Here is a 19,937-nt window from a genome sequence, read left to right as displayed (position 1 = left end):
CATAGAAAAATCAAAAGAGTTCTTTTTATTTGATGATAACAAAAAACCATTTAAAAATTATTTCAGTTAATTTTTAAATGGTTTTTTTGCGTAAGGTATTTAAGAACCTTAGTATCTCAGAACCTTATATTGGTTTGTAGTTTTTAACCTCCCATTTTTTAGAAGCTAAATCAATGTAGTTATAATGCAAAACATCGTTTTTATCGAATTGTCCGTTTTGGTTGGTATCTTCGATTGTTCTAAAATACAAACGGCTTTTAGATTCAATTAAACTCCAGTCTACTAATTCCTGAAAATCTTCAGAAATTTTGGTAAAATGTTCTCCGCTAATATTGCTTAAGTATAATGTTTTAATATCTCCCGAATCAATTTTACCATCTTTATTGGTATCAGCATCAGCAAGAGTGTAAACCATTATTTGATTCTTCGTTTTATCAGCAACAGGTTTTAAATACGTCGCTGTTAAGATCAAAACTGGTTTATCAGACAAAGGTCTTATGGAATCTGAATCTGTTTTTTGAAATTTCAGATTTTGTAAATATCCAGTAATTTCATATTCTCCTAAATTAGAAATTGTAAAACTCAAATCGTTTACACTAGATGATCCGTAACGTGATTTTGTACCTCTTTCATAAACGCGTAAATCTCCAACCGGATGGATTAAATAATTTGTTCCTTCCATCTGAATAGGCAAATCAGCCACTTCAATTTGTGTTGAATCTGTCTTGGCTACTACTTTTGCTTTATTTGAAGCATCATAAATTACTTTTGGTTGCTTCTGCACTTCATCTCTACAACTCACTACTGTTCCGATGATTACTAAGGCGATATATTTTAAATAGTTTTTCATGTATGCTAATTATATTGGAATATCAAATATAGTATTTTTGATTGTATTATTTATTTTTATTGAGGTTTAGTGAAGTAGTATATTGTATGTATATCAAATTAGATCTTATTCCAACTTACCAGTGATTAAAGATTTTTTCAGATCGTTTATTGTCAAATCTTTTTTCTTTCCCTTATTAAACAAACTATAAATCCACAAACTAATTGTATCTATTTCAGAATTAAAATGCTCTCCAAAATTTAAAGAAGTTATATCTACATTAAACTCACTTGAAAACTTCATTAAAAAATCTTCCGCTTCATCTCCATAGATTTCTAAATCTTTTTCAATATAATAGTTTGGCGATGCTTCATCAAAAAACTTTCCAGTTTCTTCTTTTAAAAACTTATAAAATTTAGAATTATCCATCTCGTTTAAATTTAATTACCACCTTCCTCTAAATAAAACGCATAAAAAAGTTAAATCTTACAATAAAGACGTGAGATAAATCTACAAAAATGCAATAATATTAGTTACAACCTCGCATTCAGCTTCACATTAAAAACGCGTGAAGTCATATAATTTGGAATCGCATATTGATTTTTAGAATATACATCGCGAACCCAGGTATTGGTTATGGCATTTTGATTATTGAAAAGATTAAAGATTTCTAAACCAAGAGACAATTCCTTGAAGTTTTTTATCCAGCCTGTTTTAGAACTTTGTGTATTGCTATCTACAAAAACCTTTGCAAAACCAACATCGGCTCTGCGGTAATCATTTAATCTGTTTTGATATAAATATGGATCGGAATAAGATGGTGAACCGCCTGGTAAACCTGTATTATATACCAAATTCAAATATAATTTTACACTCGGAATATTTGGCATGTAATCCTGAAACAACATGGCGAATTTTAAACGCTGATCTGTTGGTCGGGCGATATACCCTTTGTTTTCGTAATTCTCTTCGGTTTTTAAATATCCAAAACTAATCCACGATTCTGTTCCGGGAACAAATTCTCCGTTTAATCTAAAATCTAAACCTTGCGCATACGCTTTTGCATTATTGTTGGCGATATAGCGAATTCGAACATTATCAATCGAATACACATTTACATCTGAAAGCGATTTATAGTAGATTTCAGTAACCCATTTAAACGGGCGGCTCCACATTTTAAAATTATAATCGTTGCTCAAAACAATGTGTACAGATTCCTGTGCTTTTACATTTGGATTTACAACGCCATTTAAATCCCGAAGTTCTCTATAAAATGGCGGTTGATGATATAATCCTCCCGAAAGCCTGAAAACCATATCCATATCCCAATCTGGTTTTAAGGCAAATTGCGCTCGCGGACTAAAAACAATTTGATTTTTTCCTTCGATTGCAGCACCGGAAACATCCCAACTCTGGAAACGTACCCCAACATTATACCAAATTTGGCTTGACCCAATCTCTGATTGATTGTTATATTGTGCGTAACCAGAATATCTGTTTATCGTATTAAAATTAGTCGCACGAACATCCTGATAAGGCAGCAAAGGCCCAGTGTAAGGTTCGTATGGCTGATTATTTATTGGAATAATTGGCGGATTGATTGAAAATCCTGCAGAATCAATCATCTCCCACTCTACTATTCTATCACGAATGGATTCTCTGGTGTATTTTAAACCAAATTCTAACTGACTATTACTCCATTCCTTAAAACCTTTAATTTCTGCATTTGCAATTAAAGCGTCCAGATCATTTCGCGCATGATTGAGTTGAGAACCAATTCCGCGTGTGAAATCAACATTATCAGTATCGGTTTCTCCGTCGGGATTTACATTTCCTAAACGATATTGTGCCAAAATATCAAAATGTTCCTGTTCTGTTGTGTGAAATATTGAACCTATCAATTTTAAGGTAAAACCTGGCGAGACTTTATAAGTAGTTTTTAAAGCGCCAAAATAAGTATCGTATTGATCTTTTTCCTGACCTTCATAATAAACCGCCAAAGCCATAGGCTGATCTATGGTTCCAAATTTAGTTTCGCGGGTTAAAGGCTGGTATAAATATTTATTTCGCGAAATATTTCCTAAAAAACTCATTTGCCATTTTTCAGAAATATCATAATTGATATTCGTCTGAACATCAACAAAAGTTGGCGTATAATTGGTTTGTGTATCCTGGCTATTTACCAATAAACTATTGTTTCGATAACGAACCCCAGTTACGGCAGACCATTTTTTATTTTTAGAAACAGCATCAACAGCAACACTTCCCCCAAGGAAACTGGCTTCTAAAGCTGCGCCAAATTCGGTTGGTTTTCGATACGTAATATCTAAAACGGAAGATAATTTATCCCCAAATTTTGCCTGAAAACCACCGGCAGAAAAATCTACGTTCTGAACTAAATCTGTATTAGTAAAACTCAAACCTTCTTGCTGTCCCGAACGAATTAAAAATGGGCGATACACTTCAATTTCGTTTACATAAACTAAATTTTCATCATAATTTCCACCTCGAACAGCATATTGCGTACTCAATTCATTGTTTGAATTTACCCCTGGTAAAGTTTTCAGTACATTTTCGATTCCGGCGTTTGCCCCTGGAATTTTCTTGATCGTTGCGGCATCAATAACCGTAATTCCCTGAACGCGTTTTTTATTATTCGAAGAAACAAAAACTTCTCCCATTTGCTCTGCCGAATTACTCATAACCGGATTAAAAACAAAAATCTCATTCGGTTTTAAATTCACCGTAAGACTCATCATTTTTAATGAAATATGAGTAAAAATCAGGGATGTTTTTTTATTCGAAGGAATTTCTATTTCAAAAAAACCATTGGAATCGGTTTTAGAAGAACTTCCTGAAGCGACAATATTCACATCAGAAACGGGACGTTTTTCACTATCTAAAATAATTCCTTTTACACGAGCATTTTGAGCAAATGAGATAGAACTAATGCACAAAAAAAGGAAAACGAATATTAATTTACTCTGGTTCAAACGTTTTGGTTTTATTTTTGTTGACTTCTAAAAAAGTGAGTTTCAAAGATAGCAGAATTACCTACATTATCAACCACTTCAATTTTTAAATCGTTTGCACCTTCTGCAACAAGGCTATCAGCATCAAACTTGTGCGTAATTTTTCTGGTTTTATTATCATATTCAAACAGGACCCAATTTCCGTTTAAATAACCGTTGTACGATTTAATTCCGGATAAACTGTCGCCAATTGTAAACTGAATCGATTTCATATCGCTAATCCATTTATCCTGAATTGGTTTTGCTATTTTAATAACAGGCGCAATGGTATCGAGTACCAAACCATATTGCCCTAAAATTTTTGCTTTAGCGGTAAAAACATTCCCTTTTCTAATTGTTCCGTTATAACTGTTATTTCTTCCGATGTACAGTTTATCTCTTAAAGCTTCAGAATAAGTGCTGTCTTTTATGGTAATCGTAAAATTTGAATGTACCGGAATTACATCTTCATGAATATAAATTTTGTTGTTTTTTACATCAAAATTCATATTAAAATCATCATAGAAAGTTCCAGCAGGAAAAAATACCGACATATTATCTTTTTCGAAGTTGGTATCCCTGTTATATTTTACAAAATATTTTGAAGTAACAGGTTCTGCATTGACAATTGGTGTAGCCGAATCATATTCGATGGGAACATTTACTGAATTTAAATTTCCAAAATAATCAGAAACCTCAATACGATAAGTCGATGCCAAATTAGGTTCAGCCGGCACTATTCCGCGAAGCGAATCTGTTTTAATAATGCTCAGTGCAAAAGGCGTTTTCATGAATAACTTCTGCACTCTTTGTCCGGATTTTTTATATCTCGGATAATCAACCAACGCGTTTATATAGCGCATTTCATCAAACGAATAGGTATTGAATTGGTAATTATAATTTTGATTTCCGTTGAAAAAAGTCGAAACATTATAAACCCCATTTCTATTTCCCGAAACATCATCAAAATCTACAGCCGTGATTCCGAAACCAATTTTACCGTTTGCTTTTACTTTGTTAGCCAGATAAGTTCCATCTTTTTGAAGCGAAAGATTTAATAGCAAAGGCAATTTTGACTGATTTGCCGTTGTTCCGTCAAGCGGATAAACGAGCACATTTGAAATAGTTGGTTTTTTAGTGTCTTTTAGATTTTTATCAAAACCAAAAAACATTGGATTGATTACAAATTCGGTTTTAGAATCGCGAAATTCAAAATGCAAATGAGGACCTTCTGACGATCCGGTGTTTCCGGAAAGCCCAATTATTTGCCCTTTTGTAACCGGCAGTTCATCCGGTTTTAAAAACATTTCAATTTCAAAAGCTTTTTCTTTGTAATGTGTTTTTAAAACATAATCCTGAATAGCGCCAACGGGAGTTTGCAAATGTCCGTAAACAGAAGTGTACCCGTTTGGGTGTGTAATATAAATGCATTTTCCATTTCCAAAAGTCGAAATTTTGATTCTCGAAACATATCCATCAGCAACAGCATACACATTTAAACCTTCTCTTTGATTTGTTTTTAAGTCAAAACCAGCATGAAAATGATTAGGTCGCAACTCTCCAAAATTCCCCGAAAGCTGCATCGGAATATCTAAGGGAGGGCTGAAATAATCTTTTGGGTATTGGTTTTGGGCAAAAAATAAATTACAAAAAAATAAGGTAAATAGTGAAAATCTCATAAGCAACATTTTTGCTAAGATAAAAAATTAACCAGCAAAAACCGAGGATTTGGCTACAAAAATACAATTCACTGAAATTCATTTATTTGCCTATTTTTAATGCAAAAAAATCGATAAAAAATTGCATTAATAAAAAGGAATACTAACTTTGTATGATTAAGTAATGAATAGGATTTATAATGAGTGTAATTGCCGAAATAATTGATACTCTTGAATATAAGGTCGAAAAGCTTTTTGAGAAATCAAAGGGGTTGGAGAAAAACAATCAGGAATTACGATTACAACTAGCCAAAGCTGCGCAAATCATCCAGAAACAATCTGAAGAAATGGAAGCTTTGAAGAAGCAGTATGATACACTTAAAATAGCCAATTCGTTGCTCGGCAGCGACAATAACAAGAGAGAGACAAAGCTTAAAATAAATTCATTAATTCGCGAAATAGATCACTGTATAGCACAATTATCTGACTAGAAAAACATGGACGGAAAGCTTAGAATTAAAATATCAATCGCAGACAGAGTTTACCCGTTAACGGTAGAACCTACTCAGGAAGAAGGACTTAGAAGTGCTTCTAAAAAAATTGATGCTATGATAAAGCAATTCGAAGAAAGTTACGCAGTTCGCGATAAGCAAGATGTATTGGCCATGTGTGCCCTTCAGTTTGCTTCACAAGTAGAACAAAAACAAATTGATAACGCAATCGATGGAGAAGAAACCATCGAAAGAATTAAAAGATTAAATTCGCTTTTAGATCAATATCTCGAAAATTAAACGTTCTTTACAGAAACTAAGATACTGCCTACATTAGTTCACAATTGGTAAACTCAACACTAACAAATTAGAATGAGCAAATCGTCGCTACTATAGTATGCCATGCTTCGGCTTGGAAACTTGAACAGCGAGTTAGCTCAAAACTTGTCTTTACGAGTTTATTCAAGCAATTAATGTAGGCTTTTTTTATATATAAATTTTAACAAACATGGACATCATAACGATCATTATTTCAGGTATTGTAGGGATTGCAGCAGGTTTTGCAATCGCTAAAATTATCGAAAAAAGCAATATTTCTAACTTAATCAAAAACGCTAAAAAAGAAGCAGCTTCCATTTTAAAAGATGCAAATTTAGAGGCCGAAAATATTAAAAAAGATAAAATCCTTCAGGCAAAAGAAAAATTTATCGAATTAAAATCAGAGCATGAACAAGTTATTTTGGCAAGAGACAAAAAAGTTGCTGAAGTAGAAAAAAGAGTTCGCGACAAAGAATCTCAGGTTTCAAATGAATTATCAAAAGCTAAAAAAGTAAATGATGATTTTGAAGCTAAAACGCTTGAATATACTAATAAAATTGAAGTTTTAGATAAAAAACAAGCCGAAGTAGACAAATTACACAAAAGCCAGTTACAACAGCTTGAAGTAATTTCAGGACTTTCTGCAGATGAAGCAAAAGAACAATTAGTTGAAGGTTTAAAAGCCGAAGCTAAAAGTAAAGCAATGTCTCATATTCAGGAAACGATTGAAGAGGCAAAACTTACGGCTCAGCAAGAAGCTAAGAAAATTATCATCAACACTATTCAAAGAGTTGGAACAGAAGAAGCGGTTGAAAATTGCGTTTCTGTTTTTAACATTGAATCTGATGATGTAAAAGGTAGAATTATTGGTCGTGAAGGTCGTAACATTAGAGCGCTTGAAGCTGCAACCGGAGTTGAAATCATTGTTGATGATACACCGGAAGCTATTATTCTTTCTTGTTTTGATCCGGTTCGTAGAGAAATTGCTCGTTTGTCATTACACAAATTAGTAACTGACGGACGTATTCACCCGGCACGTATTGAAGAAGTTGTTGCTAAAACAGCCAAACAAATCGACGACGAAATTATCGAAGTTGGTAAACGTACGGTTATCGATTTAGGAATTCACGGTTTACACCCGGAACTAATTAAAGTTGTGGGTAGAATGAAATACCGTTCTTCTTACGGACAAAACTTATTGCAACACTCAAGAGAGGTTTCTAAACTTTGTGGTATCATGGCAGCTGAATTAGGCTTAAATGTAAAACTGGCAAAAAGAGCCGGTTTACTTCACGATATTGGTAAAGTTCCGGATACTGAAAGTGATTTACCTCACGCATTATTAGGTATGCAATGGGCTGAGAAATATGGTGAAAAAGAAGAAGTTTGCAACGCTATTGGAGCTCACCACGACGAGATTGAAATGAAATCATTACTTTCTCCAATCGTTCAGGTTTGTGATGCTATTTCAGGTGCAAGACCAGGCGCAAGACGTCAGGTTTTAGATTCTTACATTCAACGTTTGAAAGATCTTGAAGAAGTAGCTTACGGATTTAGCGGTGTAAAAAATGCTTATGCAATCCAGGCTGGTAGAGAACTTCGTGTAATTGTAGAAAGCGAAAAAGTTTCTGATGATAACGCAGCGAATTTATCTTTCGAAATTTCACAAAAAATCCAAACTGAAATGACTTATCCAGGTCAGGTAAAAGTGACTGTAATTAGAGAAACAAGAGCGGTTAATATTGCTAAATAATCTCAACTTAAATATAAAAAACAAAAGGCTATCTTAACAGATAGCCTTTTGTTTTTTTGAAGATGTTTATACCTAATTAATATTTTAAAACTTCTTGTATATTTCAACCATAGCCCGCGGTTTTAACCGTGGGGAATTTGGATCATTAATACATTGCGCTCCAACGGTTGAAACCGTTGGCTATATTTAGATAGATATATGTTTTTATCACAATTTGTATCAAAAAGCTTTTAGTATTTACATATCATTAAAAACGATTTTAAAACTCGTTCCCACTCCTACTTCACTTTCTACAGAAATCGTCCCTTTCATGGCTTCAATTTGATTTCTGGTGATATATAAACCAATTCCCCGGGCTTCCTGATGTTTGTGAAATGTTTTATACATTCCGAATAACAAATCACCATAAACAGCCAAATCGATTCCTAAACCATTATCTGTAATTTTTAATGATTTATGCCCGTCGGGTTCGATGGCAAAATCAAAAGTAATAACAGGATCTCTATCAGGATGACGGTATTTTATGGCATTTGTGGCAAAATTCAACAGTACACTTTCCAGATAAGCCGGATTAAAATTGATCGTTAAATATTCAGGCACATTATTTACAATCGTAACGTTCGTTTGTTTATCGTAACCTTTAATTGTAGTAATCGTTTTATCGATATACTCATTAAGTCTTAAAGGCATAACGGCAATATTAATATTGCTTTGTGTTTTTACAATTTGGGTTAAATTAGAAATCGTTTCATTCAAATCATTAGAAACAGTTCTTAGATGAACCAACATTTCATTGATATTTACTTTATCAACATCAGCATCAATAAAATCCAGAATCGATTTTATATTTCCTGCCTGTGTATTTAAATTATGCGAAACGATATGCGAGAAATTCAACAAACGACTATTTTGGTCGCTGTAGAGTTTCATTGTTTTTAAAAGTTCTAATTCTTTTTCTTTTTGAAGAGAAACATCAGTATGGGTTCCGATAACTCGTAATGGTTTTCCGTTTTCATCACGATCTATAACTTTCCCGCGATCTAAAATCCATTTATAATTTCCGCTGGAAGTCATTACACGATGATAATTTTCATAGTAAGGAATCTTATTATCAAAATGTTCCTGTATGTCTGAATAATATTTTGGAAGGTCGTCAGGATGCACAATTTTATCCCAACGTTCGGGTTCGTCAAAAATATCTGCCGAATCTAATTCTAAAATTTTAAGTGAAAGAGAAGAATAGAAAACACTGTTTGTAACCATATTCCAATCCCAGATTCCCGCGGTTGAAGCTTCAAGGGCAAACTGAAAACGTTCTTCTGAAATACGTAATTTTTCTTCTTTATCTTTTAAGTCTGTAATATCCGAAACATGCCCGTAAAAACTCACGCAACCGTCTAAAGCCAATTCGGTTTTTGAAGAAATCTTAAACCAACGCAATCCTTTTTTGGGTAAGATTGCTCTGAATTCAAGTATCCACGGTTTAACTTCTCTTCGGGATTTAACCAAAGACTCGAAGAATAAATCCCGATCATTGGGATGAATTCGATTGTAAATTACTAATATACTTTCATTTGAAAATGTACTTGACGGAAGTTCAAAAATATCATCGGCAGATTTACTGACTAGCGGAAAGCTGTAATTATTATCACAATCGATAATAAACTGAAAAAGCAAATCAGGCATTTCAGCAAATAACTTTTTATAAAAATTATTCACTTCTAAACAGTCCTCATTTTCATATAAATCAAAAACCATATATTCTCTTTTAATGCAAATTCAATTATTAAAATAATCTTCAAACCAAAAACAGAAAAAGACTTAAGTTATTGTTTTCTACCTCTATTAATGTAAAAATTTAAGACAAGGTATTAATTTTTATTACATAAAATTATAATTTTGAAAGAATTATACTCAAACTTATTTCCGTGGATGAAAAGAATGCATCACTTCTTTCAGGAAACTTCGATCTAAATGCACATAAATTTCGGTAGTTGTAATCGACTCATGTCCAAGCATTAACTGAATTGATCTAAGATCTGCACCATTTTCAAGCAAATGTGTTGCAAAAGAATGACGCAATGTATGCGGACTAATGTTTTTATGCAGATTGATTTGTAGAGCCAGATTTTTTATAATGGCAAAAATCATCGAACGTGTAAGCTGTCCGCCTCTTCTATTTAAAAACAGCGTATCTTCAAAACCTTTTTTGATATTTATTGTATTCCGAATTGAGTTTTGGTAAATCTCAATATATTTTTGCGTTAATTTTCCAATAGGAACAAAACGTTCTTTATTTCCTTTACCTGTGATTTTAACAAAACCTTCTTCAAAAAATAAATCGGAAATTTTAAGCGAAACCAGTTCAGAAACCCTAAGTCCGCAACCGTATAAAGTTTCCAGCATTGCGCGGTTTCTTTCGCCTTCATTCGAACTTAAATCTATCGCAGCAATAAGTGCATCAATTTCAGAAACAGATAAGGTATCCGGCAACTTACGTCCTGTTTTTGGCGATTCGATTAATTCTAATGGACTGTCTTTTCTGTAATCTTCAAAAATTAAATAATTGAAAAAGCTTTTCAACCCGGAAATTATTCTCGCTTGCGAACGTGGATTTACTTCTTTTGAAACCGAATAAATAAATTCCTGTACCGTTTCGTCAGTAATATTTATGGGAGAAACTTCAATTTGATTGGTTTCTAAAAAAAGACATAATCGCTCAATATCGAAACCATAATTTTCGATTGTATTTTTAGACAATCCTCTTTCGATGCGTAAATACGATTGATAATCTTTTATATAAGTATTCCATTTCATATTTACAAAGTAAAACATTTTTAGCATAAAAAAACCTTCCGAATTAGGGAAGGTTTATGATATTAGAACTTGTAAGCCAGAGACAACGCCAAAACACTATTACGGATTTTTGTATCGTCTCCAGATTCAGTTTTTGCAATATTTGATAGACCGATATTATACCGAAGATCAGCCATTAAATGCTGATTAATATTATAACCGACACCAATAACAAAACCAAAATCAATAGATTCAAACGCTTCTTTAACATCCTGTTTTACAATTGGACTATATTGAGTTAATTTAGTTGATGTTTTAGCCGATGTTAAAAACCCAACTTGTGGCCCAGCTTCAATAAAAGATTTATCATCTGCAGAATATTTAAAGAGAACTGGCACATTTACATAGGAAAGATTCCATTTAATATCTCCTGTATCATAAATATCAGATATGTTGGCTCCAGCATTTTTCATTTTTGTAACCTGATTAGAATACAAAACCTCAGGTTGAATATCGAATTTATCAGATAATTTGATTTGGGTTAGAGCACCGATATTAACTCCAAACATCGGTCATAAATTTAGTCCACGAGTATCTCCAGCCCAGCTTGACAAGTTTAAACTGCCTTTTATTCCTACTTTAACATCCTGAGCATTTGCAAAACCACATAACATAACTGCAATAGCAGATAAAATAATCTTCTTCATTTCTTTCTATTTTACGAAAAAAAATATAGCTTTTTTCTCTCAAAATAAAAATTCAATAAAAAAAACCTTCCGGATTAGGGAAGGTTATTTAAATATTCTAAAAAATATTAGAATTTATATGCAGCAGTTAATGCTAAAACGTTATTTGTATATCTATCATTATAGTAATAACCATCATTACCATTATAATCGTAATCGTAAACGCTTGTTAAACCAATAGTGTAACGAGCACCTACAGAAAAATTATCTGTAAAATTATATCCTGCTCCTAAATTAAAACCAGCATCAACTGATTTTTCATTGTCAATGTTACTAGAAACTAATAATCCAAGTTGTGGTCCAGCTTCAACACTAAATTGTTTTGTAATGTAATATTTAGCTACTACAGGAACATTGATATAGCTTAAATTTATAGTACGGTCACGGTCACCATAATAACGATCAAATTTAGCTCCCTGTGTAGAAAACAAAAGTTCTGACTGAATGTATAATTTTTTCCAAACATTAATCTCAGCAAAACCACCTAATTGAACACCAATTAATGCATTGGCACGATTATCACCACCAATAGTAGCGATGTTAAGACCACCTTTTACTCCAAATCTAGTTTTTTGGGCATTTGCAAACCCAAATGCCATTATTGCAATAGCACATAGAATAATTTTCTTCATTTTATTTGTTTATGGTTAAAATTCAGTGGCAAATATAAAACTATAGTTAGTGTAAAAGGATTTGTTTTTTAACAAATAATTTAATAATTAGACCTAATTATGTTAAAATAAATTAACAAGTCATTATAACAAGAAAAGCCTCCCATATTTGGAAGGCTTTTGTTAAATTTTAAAACAATATTTTAGAATTTATATGCCAAAGACAATGCAAGGTTACTATTTTTAGCACTGTCATAATAATCATCTTCATTATCAATATCTTCATCAGAAAGAGGAGATAAGCCAATAGTGTAACGAAGACCTATTGAAAGATTATCAGTAAAATTAAATCCAGCACCTATATTAAACCCAAAATCTACTGATCGGGTAAAATCTTTAATATCTTCATCTTCTGCTTTAGCTGATAATAAAACACCTAATTGCGGTCCGGCTTCGACACTAAATTTTTTATCTACAATATAATATTTAGCCAATACGGGAATATTCAAATAATTCAGTTTTATATCGCCATCAACTCCAAAAGGACCATCAACTTTAGTACCTTGAGTTGAGAACAAAAGTTCTGGCTGGATAAAAAATCTCTGAACAATATGAATTTCTGCAAAACCCCCAACGTGGAATCCTACTAAAGATTTAGTATTTTCAACATCTCCTCCAACTACTGTGGAAATATTAAGACCTCCTTTTACTCCAAATCTTGTTTCCTGAGCATTTGTGAATCCAAATGCCATTACTGCAATTGCAGATAAAATAATTTTTCTCATTTTATTTGTTTTGGTTAAAATTAATAATCAAATATAAAACTTTACTTGATAAAAATTAATTTGTTTTTTAACAAATAATGTTAGTTATTATAGATAAAGTCATGTTAAATAAAGCTCTCTAAATCGTTAATCTGTTATAAACCAATTCTAATGTCTTAAAATTTAAAATTTCGAAAAATTGTTAATATTAGCAGAAATGTGAATTCTGTTAATTATTGGATTCTAAATATAAAAACAATAAAATGAAGAATACGTAGTTTTAATAGTATAAAACAAATTTTAATCTTAAAAAGGTAATTCTATGAAAAAAATACTTTTAGCAGCTGTATTGTTCATGGCAACATCAGCTACAATTCAGGCACAATTGTTACAAATAGGTGTTAAAGGCGGGGTAAATTTTGCAAGCCAAACTGGAGACGCATTTCCAGAACAAAATTTTGATAAAGAAGGTATCACAAGTTTTCACGCAGGTTTAGTTGCAGAGATTAAACTACTAGAAAGATTTTCTGTTCAGCCAGAGCTTTTATACTCAACTCAGGGAGCAACGTATAAAAATGCAGCTCAGGAATTTAAAAACGAATTAGGTTATATCTCCATTCCTGTAATGGCTAAGTTTTATTTAACAGATTCATTTAGTCTTGAAGTTGGTCCACAAGCATCATTTTTAGTAAGTGAAAAAAATGATTTTGATGTTGAAGATGGAGAAACATTCGAATTTGGGCTTAATGCCGGTTTAGGATATAAAATCACCAAAAACTTTTTTGTTCAGGGGCGTTATGGTTTAGGTTTAACAGAAGCTTCAAAAAATGCTGATATTAAAAACTCTACAGTACAATTGTCAGCCGGATTTATGTTCTAAAATAATATCACATACTTTTATAAAAACCGTTCTGTTAATTAGAACGGTTTTTTTATTTTTACAAAGTTCAAATGGCAATGGCAATTTCAAAAAATCAATGTCAATGTCAATTGCAAAATTCAATCTCAATAAAAAACTAACTTTAGATTAATTGAACTTGTATTACTTATATGGGTTAAAAAGTCTAGATTTTTCAAAATAACTTAAATATGAAAATCGCTATAATCAACGGACCGAATTTGAATCTTTTAGGAAAAAGAGAACCTGAAGTATACGGAAGTGAAACTTTTGAAGAATATTTTGAAAGACTGGAACATAAATTTCCAAACGTTGAACTTACTTATTATCAAAGCAATATTGAAGGTGAATTGATAGGGAAAATTCAGGAAGTTGGTTTTACATTTGACGGAATCATTTTAAATGCCGGCGCATACACACATACTTCTATAGGTTTAGGTGACGCGATTAAAGCCGTTACAACTCCGGTTATCGAAGTGCATATTTCGAATACATATGCACGCGAAAGTTTCAGACATCAATCGTATTTATCCGGAAATGCCAAAGGTGTTATTTTAGGTTTTGGATTAAAAAGCTACGAATTAGCGATTCAGTCTTTCTTGTAAAATATTTTAATCGAAGGGAAAACTCAATATTCCTTTCATCTCTGAAATCATATTATTTTCAAATATAGCCCACGGTTTCAACCGTGGGGATACGGATCGTAAAAATACATTTGTGCCACAACGGTTGAAACCGTTGGCTATGTCTAAAGTACTATGCCTGATAGCAATTTAACAAATTTTTAATAAGCTCAGTCTCAACATATCCTATTTTTGTTAGAGAAAAAGCCTCTATGAAAAATTACATTTTACTTGCCTTTTTATTTTTTTCTATTACCAATTTTGCTCAAATAAAAGGAACCGTTACCGATGAAAAAGGAAATCCGTTGCCTTTTGTTTCTGTTTTTGAAGAAAACACATACACAGGAACAACCTCAAACGAGAAGGGAAATTACCAGCTTAACGTAAAAGAAACGGGAAAAAACAGAATCATTTTTCAATACCTGGGGTTTAAAACTCAGAAAATCACAGTTTCTACAGATTCTAAAACAATTACTTTAGACGTAAAAATGCTGGAGGAAAGTTTTACACTAAACGAGGTTGTAATTGACCCGAAGAACAATCCTGCAAATGCCATAATAAAAAATGCAATTGCAAACAAAAAAGAAAACTCTCAAAAAACTTCCCGATATACAGCCGATTTTTATTCGAAAGGAATGTTTAAGGTTAAAGATTTGCCTAAAAAAATCCTGGGACAAAAAGTGGATCTTGGCGATGATATGGCTTCTAACCTGGATTCGACCGGAACTGGGATTTTGTATTTATCTGAAACCGTTTCAAAAATTGCATATGAAAAACCCAATAAACTAAAAGAGAAAATTGTTGCCTCGCGAATTTCAGGAAACAATAAAGGTTATAGTTATAATACTGCCTCTTTGTCTTATTATGATTTTTATGATAATACTTTAGATTTTGATGTTAGGCTCATCTCTCCTATTGCCGACAATGCTTTTAATTATTACAAATACAAACTCGAAGGGACTTTTTTTGACTCCAATAATCAGGAAATCAACAAAATAAAAGTAATCCCAAAACGTGATAAAGAACCTGTTTTTGAAGGTTACATTTATATTGTTGATGACAGTTTTGCTATTTATGCAATTGATCTTGATATAAAAGGTTACCGAATGAAAAATGAATTTACTGAGGTAATGACTTTAAAACAGAGCTTTAATTATAATGCTACAAACAAAATCTGGTCTAAAAACGCACAGACACTTTCTTTTAATGCCGGTATTTTTGGTGTAAAATTCTCAGGACAATTCAATTATATTTATTCGAATTATGAATTTCCGGATTCATTCGAAAAGAAAACTTTTACCAATGAAATTGTTGCTTTTGAAGCCAATGCCAATAAAAAAGATAATGCCTTCTGGAATGAAATTCGTCCTATTCCGTTAACGATTGAAGAAAGCACGGATTATACAAAAAAAGACAGTTTACTAATCATTCGAAAATCTCAAAAATATACCGATTCTGTTGATGCAAAAAATAACAAATTTAAAGTTTGGGATATTTTAGCGGGTTACGATTATAAAAATACTTTCAAAAAACACTCTTTTAGTTACGATGGTTTATTAAATATTACTTCTTTGAGTTTTAATACGGTTCAGGGATTTAATCTGGATTCTGGTTTTTCTTTCAAAAAATGGAATGAAGAGGAAGGAAAAAGCACTTCTGTGAAAACTATTTTTAATTATGGTTTTTCTGATGAGCGTTTTCGTGTTATTGGAGAATTTAATCATAAATTCAACAATATCAATTATGCTACAATTGGCATTTCCGGAGGAACGAAAGTGGCTCAATTTAATGGAGCAGAACCGATAAGTAAATTTGTAAATTCTATAAGTTCCCTATTCTTTAAAGACAATTATATAAAGTTGTATAATCTGGAATTTGCTCAGATTAATTATGCTCAAGATGTTGCAAACGGAATAAATTTGAATGGAAAAGTGGCGTATGAACAACGAAAACCACTTTTTAATACTACTGATTATTCGTTCTTTAAAAGAGATGATTTTTATTCGTCTAATAATCCGCTTGCGCCAAATGATTTTGATACTCCTGCTTTTGACCAGCATCATTTGTTTAAAGCTGCGTTGACTGCACGAATTAATTTTGGAAATAAATACATTTCAAGACCAGACGGTAGATATAATTTTAAAGATGACAAATATCCAACTGTATTTTTAGTCTTTGAAAAAGCCTTTGCTGCGAGCGAAAAAAAATATGAATTTGAAAGAATTGGTACATCTGTTCAATATGATTTATCACTAGGAAACAAAGGAATTTTAGGAATGAATTTGAGAGCCGGGAAATTCTTTAATGCCGAAAACATTTCTTTTATCGATTACAGACATTTTAACGGAAACCAAACCCATATTGGAACAACTGACCGTTATTTGAATGTTTTTAATTTAATGCCTTATTACAACAATAGTACAAACGACAGTTACTTTGAAAACCATCTGGAATACAATGATACCGGATTTATCATGAACAAAATTCCGTTACTGAATTTACTAAAATCGACAATGAATCTTGGTTTTCATTCCTTAGCAATTCCCGGCAGAAAGCCTTATTCTGAATTTACGGTTGGTCTGGATAATTTGGGTTTCGGAAAATTTAAATTGTTCAGAGTTGATTATGTTCATTCTTATCAAAGCGGAATTCAACAAAATGGTGTTGTATTTGGGTTGAAGATTTTGAATGTTTTGGATTAGAAAAGTTGCTAAGTTAAATAGCTTAGTGAGTTCACGATTTCACTCGAACTGACAAAACGCTTAAAAACCTTTAAACTTCTAATTTACCTGGAATTGCGTTAGGGATAGAAGCGGTATCCTTTTTATTTTTTCTTTAAAAATAAAAAGATATAGCGGATAGCCCGACCGAAGGGAACGCCCAATAAAAAATCCGCTTACTCATTAAGAATAAACGAATTTTGTAATTTTTATCTTTGTCAAAGTTTAAAAATTTGACAAAGATTCGCAAAGCAAAAAACCTTAGTAACCTAGAATCTCAGCATCTTAGAACTTTTAAGAGTGATAATCATCCGGTTCAATATGTATCAAAACATTTCCTAATTGCGGGATTTTTTCTTTTAAAGTATCCTGAAGCTTGTGTGACAAATCATGCCCTTCTTTTACCGAAATTTTGGCTGAAACTATTGCGTGAAGATCAACGTGATATTTCATACCGGCTTTACGGATAAAACATTTTTCGGTACCCAGAATTCCGTCAACTTTTAAGGATTTTACGCGAATTTCTTCGACTAAATCATCATTTAAATGCTCGTCCATGATTTCGCCAAGAGCAGGTCGGAAAATTTTATAGCTGTTGTATAAGATAAAAAAAGCAGCAAAAAGTGCCGCCCAATCATCTGCAGACTCATAACCTTTGCCCATAAACAAGGCAAACGAAATTCCGATAAATGCTGCTACCGAAGTAATAGCATCGCTGCGATGGTGCCAGGCATCTGCGGCTAAAGCCGAACTATTGGTTTGCTTACTGCGTTTCATCACGACTCTAAAAGAATATTCTTTCCAGATAATGATGGCGCCTAAAACATATAATGTCCAGGATTTTGGCAAGTCATGTGATGACTGAATATTAGAAATACTTTCATAACCAATAATAGTGGCAGAAGTAATTAAAAACCCAACAACCAAAAAAGTAATTAATGGTTCGGCACGCCCATGTCCGTAAGGATGATTTTCATCGGCTGGTTTATTTGAATATTTGATTCCGAATAAAACCAGACAAGAAGAAAATATATCTGTCGTTGATTCGATCGCATCTGCAATCAAGGCGTAAGAATTGCCAAAAAAACCTGCCAAGCCTTTTATAAGGGCCAAGCAGGTGTTTCCGGCTATACTAAAGTATGTAGCTTTTATAGCTTTTTGTTCATTTGTCATTTAACGACATTTATTTTTTTGCCACGAATTCATAAATTATTTTGATAATCTTTGAAGATTTAAATTCGTGGCTAACTTTCTACGCTCTCACGATTTTTGCTCCAATAGCTCTTAAACGCTCATCGATACGCTCGTATCCACGGTCGATTTGTTCTATATTTTGAATTGTGCTTGTTCCTTTTGCAGAAAGTGCAGCAATTAATAATGAAATACCTGCACGAATATCCGGAGATGACATTGTTGTAGCTTTCAATTGAGATTCGAAATTATGTCCCATAACCACAGCTCTGTGCGGATCACATAACATGATTTTTGCTCCCATATCGATTAATTTGTCAACGAAAAACAAACGGCTTTCGAACATTTTTTGGTGAATTAAAACATCACCTTTTGCTTGTGTTGCCACAACCAAAACAATACTCAATAAATCTGGTGTAAATCCTGGCCAAGGAGCATCGGCAATGGTTAAAATAGAACCATCAATATCTGTTTTTACTTCGTACCCATCTGTGTGAGCAGGAATATAAATATCATCACCACGTTTTTCGATTGTAATACCCAATTTTCTAAATGTATTCGGAATCAAACCTAAATTTTCCCAGCTTACATTTTTAATTGTGATTTCGCTTTTTGTCATAGCTGCAAGGCCAATCCATGAACCGATTTCAATCATATCAGGAAGAATTCTGTGCTCGCAACCTCCAAGACTTTCAACTCCTTCGATAGTCAATAAGTTTGAACCAACTCCGGTAATTTTAGCTCCCATTGAATTTAGCATTTTACACAATTGTTGCAGGTAAGGCTCACAAGCAGCGTTGTAAACTGTTGTTTGTCCTTTTGCTAAAACTGCTGCCATCACAATATTTGCCGTTCCGGTTACAGATGCTTCGTCAAGTAACATATCTGTTCCTTGTAATCCTTCTGCAGGAGATTCTACTCCGTAGAAGTGATCTTCTCTGTTGTATCTAAATTTTGCTCCAAGGTTAATGAAACCTTCAAAGTGAGTATCTAATCTACGACGACCAATTTTATCTCCTCCCGGTTTTGGAATATATCCTTTTCCGAAACGTGCCAAAAGCGGTCCAACAATCATAATAGAACCACGAAGCGCTCCACCTTCTTTTTTGAAAGCTTCAGTTTCTAAATAACCAACGTTAACTTCATCAGCCTGAAACGTAATCGAACCCGGTTCATTGCGCTGAATTTTAACTCCTAAATTACCCAACAAAGTGATTAATTTATTGATGTCAATAATATCGGGAATATTATTAATTTTTACTTTATCTCCCGTTAGAAGCACGGCACATAAAATTTGTAATGCCTCATTTTTTGCTCCTTGCGGAGTGATTTCTCCTTTTAAAGGAATTCCTCCTTCGATTTTAAAAATTCCCATAGATTTTTTTTAAGGTTCTGAGCTACTAAGGTTCTGAGGTTCTAAGTTTTTCTCTTTGTAAAAAAGCTTAGTAACTTAGCTGCTTAGCAACTTTTATTTTTGTTTTTGTTTTTTAGGGCTTTGAGTTACTGAGATTCTAAGATCCTGAGCTAA

Annotated in this window: 18 protein-coding genes; 6 read left to right on the top strand and 12 right to left on the bottom strand. The window is 32.8% G+C overall.

Translation table 11 applies throughout. The annotated features are described in order from the left end of the window. Positions 1–124 precede the first annotated feature (124 nt). The 4 genes from RT99_RS24015 to RT99_RS24000 form a co-directional block, all read right to left on the bottom strand. A complete protein-coding gene (locus tag RT99_RS24015; protein WP_042567294.1) occupies positions 125–850 on the bottom strand; it encodes a hypothetical protein in 726 nt (241 codons plus the stop codon). 105 nt (positions 851–955) lie between these two features. After that, positions 956–1,258 (bottom strand): DUF1493 family protein, encoded by a 303-nt coding sequence (locus RT99_RS24010; RefSeq protein WP_042567293.1) that lies wholly within the window; start codon positions 1,256–1,258, stop codon positions 956–958. Positions 1,259–1,362: 104 nt separating this feature from the next. After that, positions 1,363–3,822, bottom strand: a complete 2,460-nt coding sequence (locus RT99_RS24005; protein ID WP_042567292.1) for a TonB-dependent receptor plug domain-containing protein — start codon at positions 3,820–3,822, stop codon at positions 1,363–1,365. A gap of 11 nt (positions 3,823–3,833) precedes the next feature. Further along, on the bottom strand, positions 3,834–5,519 hold the full coding sequence (locus RT99_RS24000) for a M23 family metallopeptidase (RefSeq protein WP_052483795.1): 1,686 nt from the start codon (positions 5,517–5,519) through the stop codon (positions 3,834–3,836). A 179-nt stretch (positions 5,520–5,698) separates the two neighbouring features. On the opposite strand from RT99_RS24000, the gene RT99_RS23995 reads away from it, so the two are divergent. From RT99_RS23995 to rny, 3 genes are all read left to right on the top strand, one after another. Beyond that, positions 5,699–5,989 carry a hypothetical protein gene (locus RT99_RS23995; protein ID WP_042567290.1) on the top strand — a complete coding sequence of 97 codons (291 nt, stop codon included), beginning with the start codon at positions 5,699–5,701 and terminating at the stop codon, positions 5,987–5,989. Between the two features lie 6 nt (positions 5,990–5,995). After that, positions 5,996–6,289: a cell division protein ZapA gene (locus tag RT99_RS23990; protein ID WP_041516860.1), complete on the top strand. Its 294-nt coding sequence runs from the start codon at positions 5,996–5,998 to the stop codon at positions 6,287–6,289. 208 nt (positions 6,290–6,497) lie between these two features. After that, positions 6,498–8,060, top strand: a complete 1,563-nt coding sequence (rny, locus tag RT99_RS23985) for a ribonuclease Y (protein ID WP_042567289.1) — start codon at positions 6,498–6,500, stop codon at positions 8,058–8,060. Between the two features lie 237 nt (positions 8,061–8,297). Here rny and RT99_RS23980 read toward each other — a convergent pair whose 3' ends face one another. The 6 genes from RT99_RS23980 to RT99_RS23960 form a co-directional block, all read right to left on the bottom strand. Beyond that, positions 8,298–9,818, bottom strand: coding sequence for a PAS domain-containing protein (locus RT99_RS23980; RefSeq protein WP_042567288.1), 1,521 nt, complete (start codon positions 9,816–9,818; stop codon positions 8,298–8,300). Positions 9,819–9,980: 162 nt separating this feature from the next. Next, positions 9,981–10,877, bottom strand: a complete 897-nt coding sequence (xerD, locus tag RT99_RS23975; RefSeq protein ID WP_042567287.1) for a site-specific tyrosine recombinase XerD — start codon at positions 10,875–10,877, stop codon at positions 9,981–9,983. 62 nt (positions 10,878–10,939) lie between these two features. Continuing rightward, complete coding sequence (locus RT99_RS23970; protein WP_052483792.1) at positions 10,940–11,425, bottom strand: porin family protein; 486 nt, start codon at positions 11,423–11,425, stop codon at positions 10,940–10,942. Between the two features lie 3 nt (positions 11,426–11,428). After that, the gene (locus tag RT99_RS25850; protein ID WP_256365496.1) at positions 11,429–11,563 is read right to left on the bottom strand and encodes a hypothetical protein; all 135 of its coding nucleotides are present in this window, start codon (positions 11,561–11,563) and stop codon (positions 11,429–11,431) included. A 107-nt stretch (positions 11,564–11,670) separates the two neighbouring features. Next, positions 11,671–12,234: a porin family protein gene (locus RT99_RS23965; RefSeq protein ID WP_042567286.1), complete on the bottom strand. Its 564-nt coding sequence runs from the start codon at positions 12,232–12,234 to the stop codon at positions 11,671–11,673. 182 nt (positions 12,235–12,416) lie between these two features. After that, positions 12,417–12,998, bottom strand: a complete 582-nt coding sequence (locus RT99_RS23960; RefSeq protein ID WP_042567285.1) for a porin family protein — start codon at positions 12,996–12,998, stop codon at positions 12,417–12,419. 301 nt (positions 12,999–13,299) lie between these two features. On the opposite strand from RT99_RS23960, the gene RT99_RS23955 reads away from it, so the two are divergent. From RT99_RS23955 to RT99_RS23945, 3 genes are all read left to right on the top strand, one after another. Beyond that, positions 13,300–13,857, top strand: a complete 558-nt coding sequence (locus tag RT99_RS23955; protein ID WP_042567284.1) for a porin family protein — start codon at positions 13,300–13,302, stop codon at positions 13,855–13,857. A gap of 209 nt (positions 13,858–14,066) precedes the next feature. Then, positions 14,067–14,480, top strand: coding sequence for a type II 3-dehydroquinate dehydratase (gene aroQ, locus RT99_RS23950; protein WP_042567283.1), 414 nt, complete (start codon positions 14,067–14,069; stop codon positions 14,478–14,480). Between the two features lie 230 nt (positions 14,481–14,710). Continuing rightward, a complete protein-coding gene (locus tag RT99_RS23945) occupies positions 14,711–17,200 on the top strand; it encodes a DUF5686 and carboxypeptidase regulatory-like domain-containing protein (protein WP_042567282.1) in 2,490 nt (829 codons plus the stop codon). Between the two features lie 312 nt (positions 17,201–17,512). Here RT99_RS23945 and RT99_RS23940 read toward each other — a convergent pair whose 3' ends face one another. Both RT99_RS23940 and murA read right to left on the bottom strand, forming a co-directional pair. Continuing rightward, positions 17,513–18,391, bottom strand: a complete 879-nt coding sequence (locus RT99_RS23940; protein ID WP_042567281.1) for a cation diffusion facilitator family transporter — start codon at positions 18,389–18,391, stop codon at positions 17,513–17,515. A 79-nt stretch (positions 18,392–18,470) separates the two neighbouring features. Further along, the gene (murA, locus tag RT99_RS23935; RefSeq protein ID WP_042567280.1) at positions 18,471–19,784 is read right to left on the bottom strand and encodes a UDP-N-acetylglucosamine 1-carboxyvinyltransferase; all 1,314 of its coding nucleotides are present in this window, start codon (positions 19,782–19,784) and stop codon (positions 18,471–18,473) included. Positions 19,785–19,937 lie beyond the last annotated feature (153 nt).

Source organism: Flavobacterium sp. MEB061, from assembly GCF_000834715.1.
Taxonomy (GTDB): domain Bacteria; phylum Bacteroidota; class Bacteroidia; order Flavobacteriales; family Flavobacteriaceae; genus Flavobacterium; species Flavobacterium pectinovorum.
Note: the sequence above shows the minus strand (reverse complement) of the source record. Positions and strands in the feature narration are given on the sequence as shown.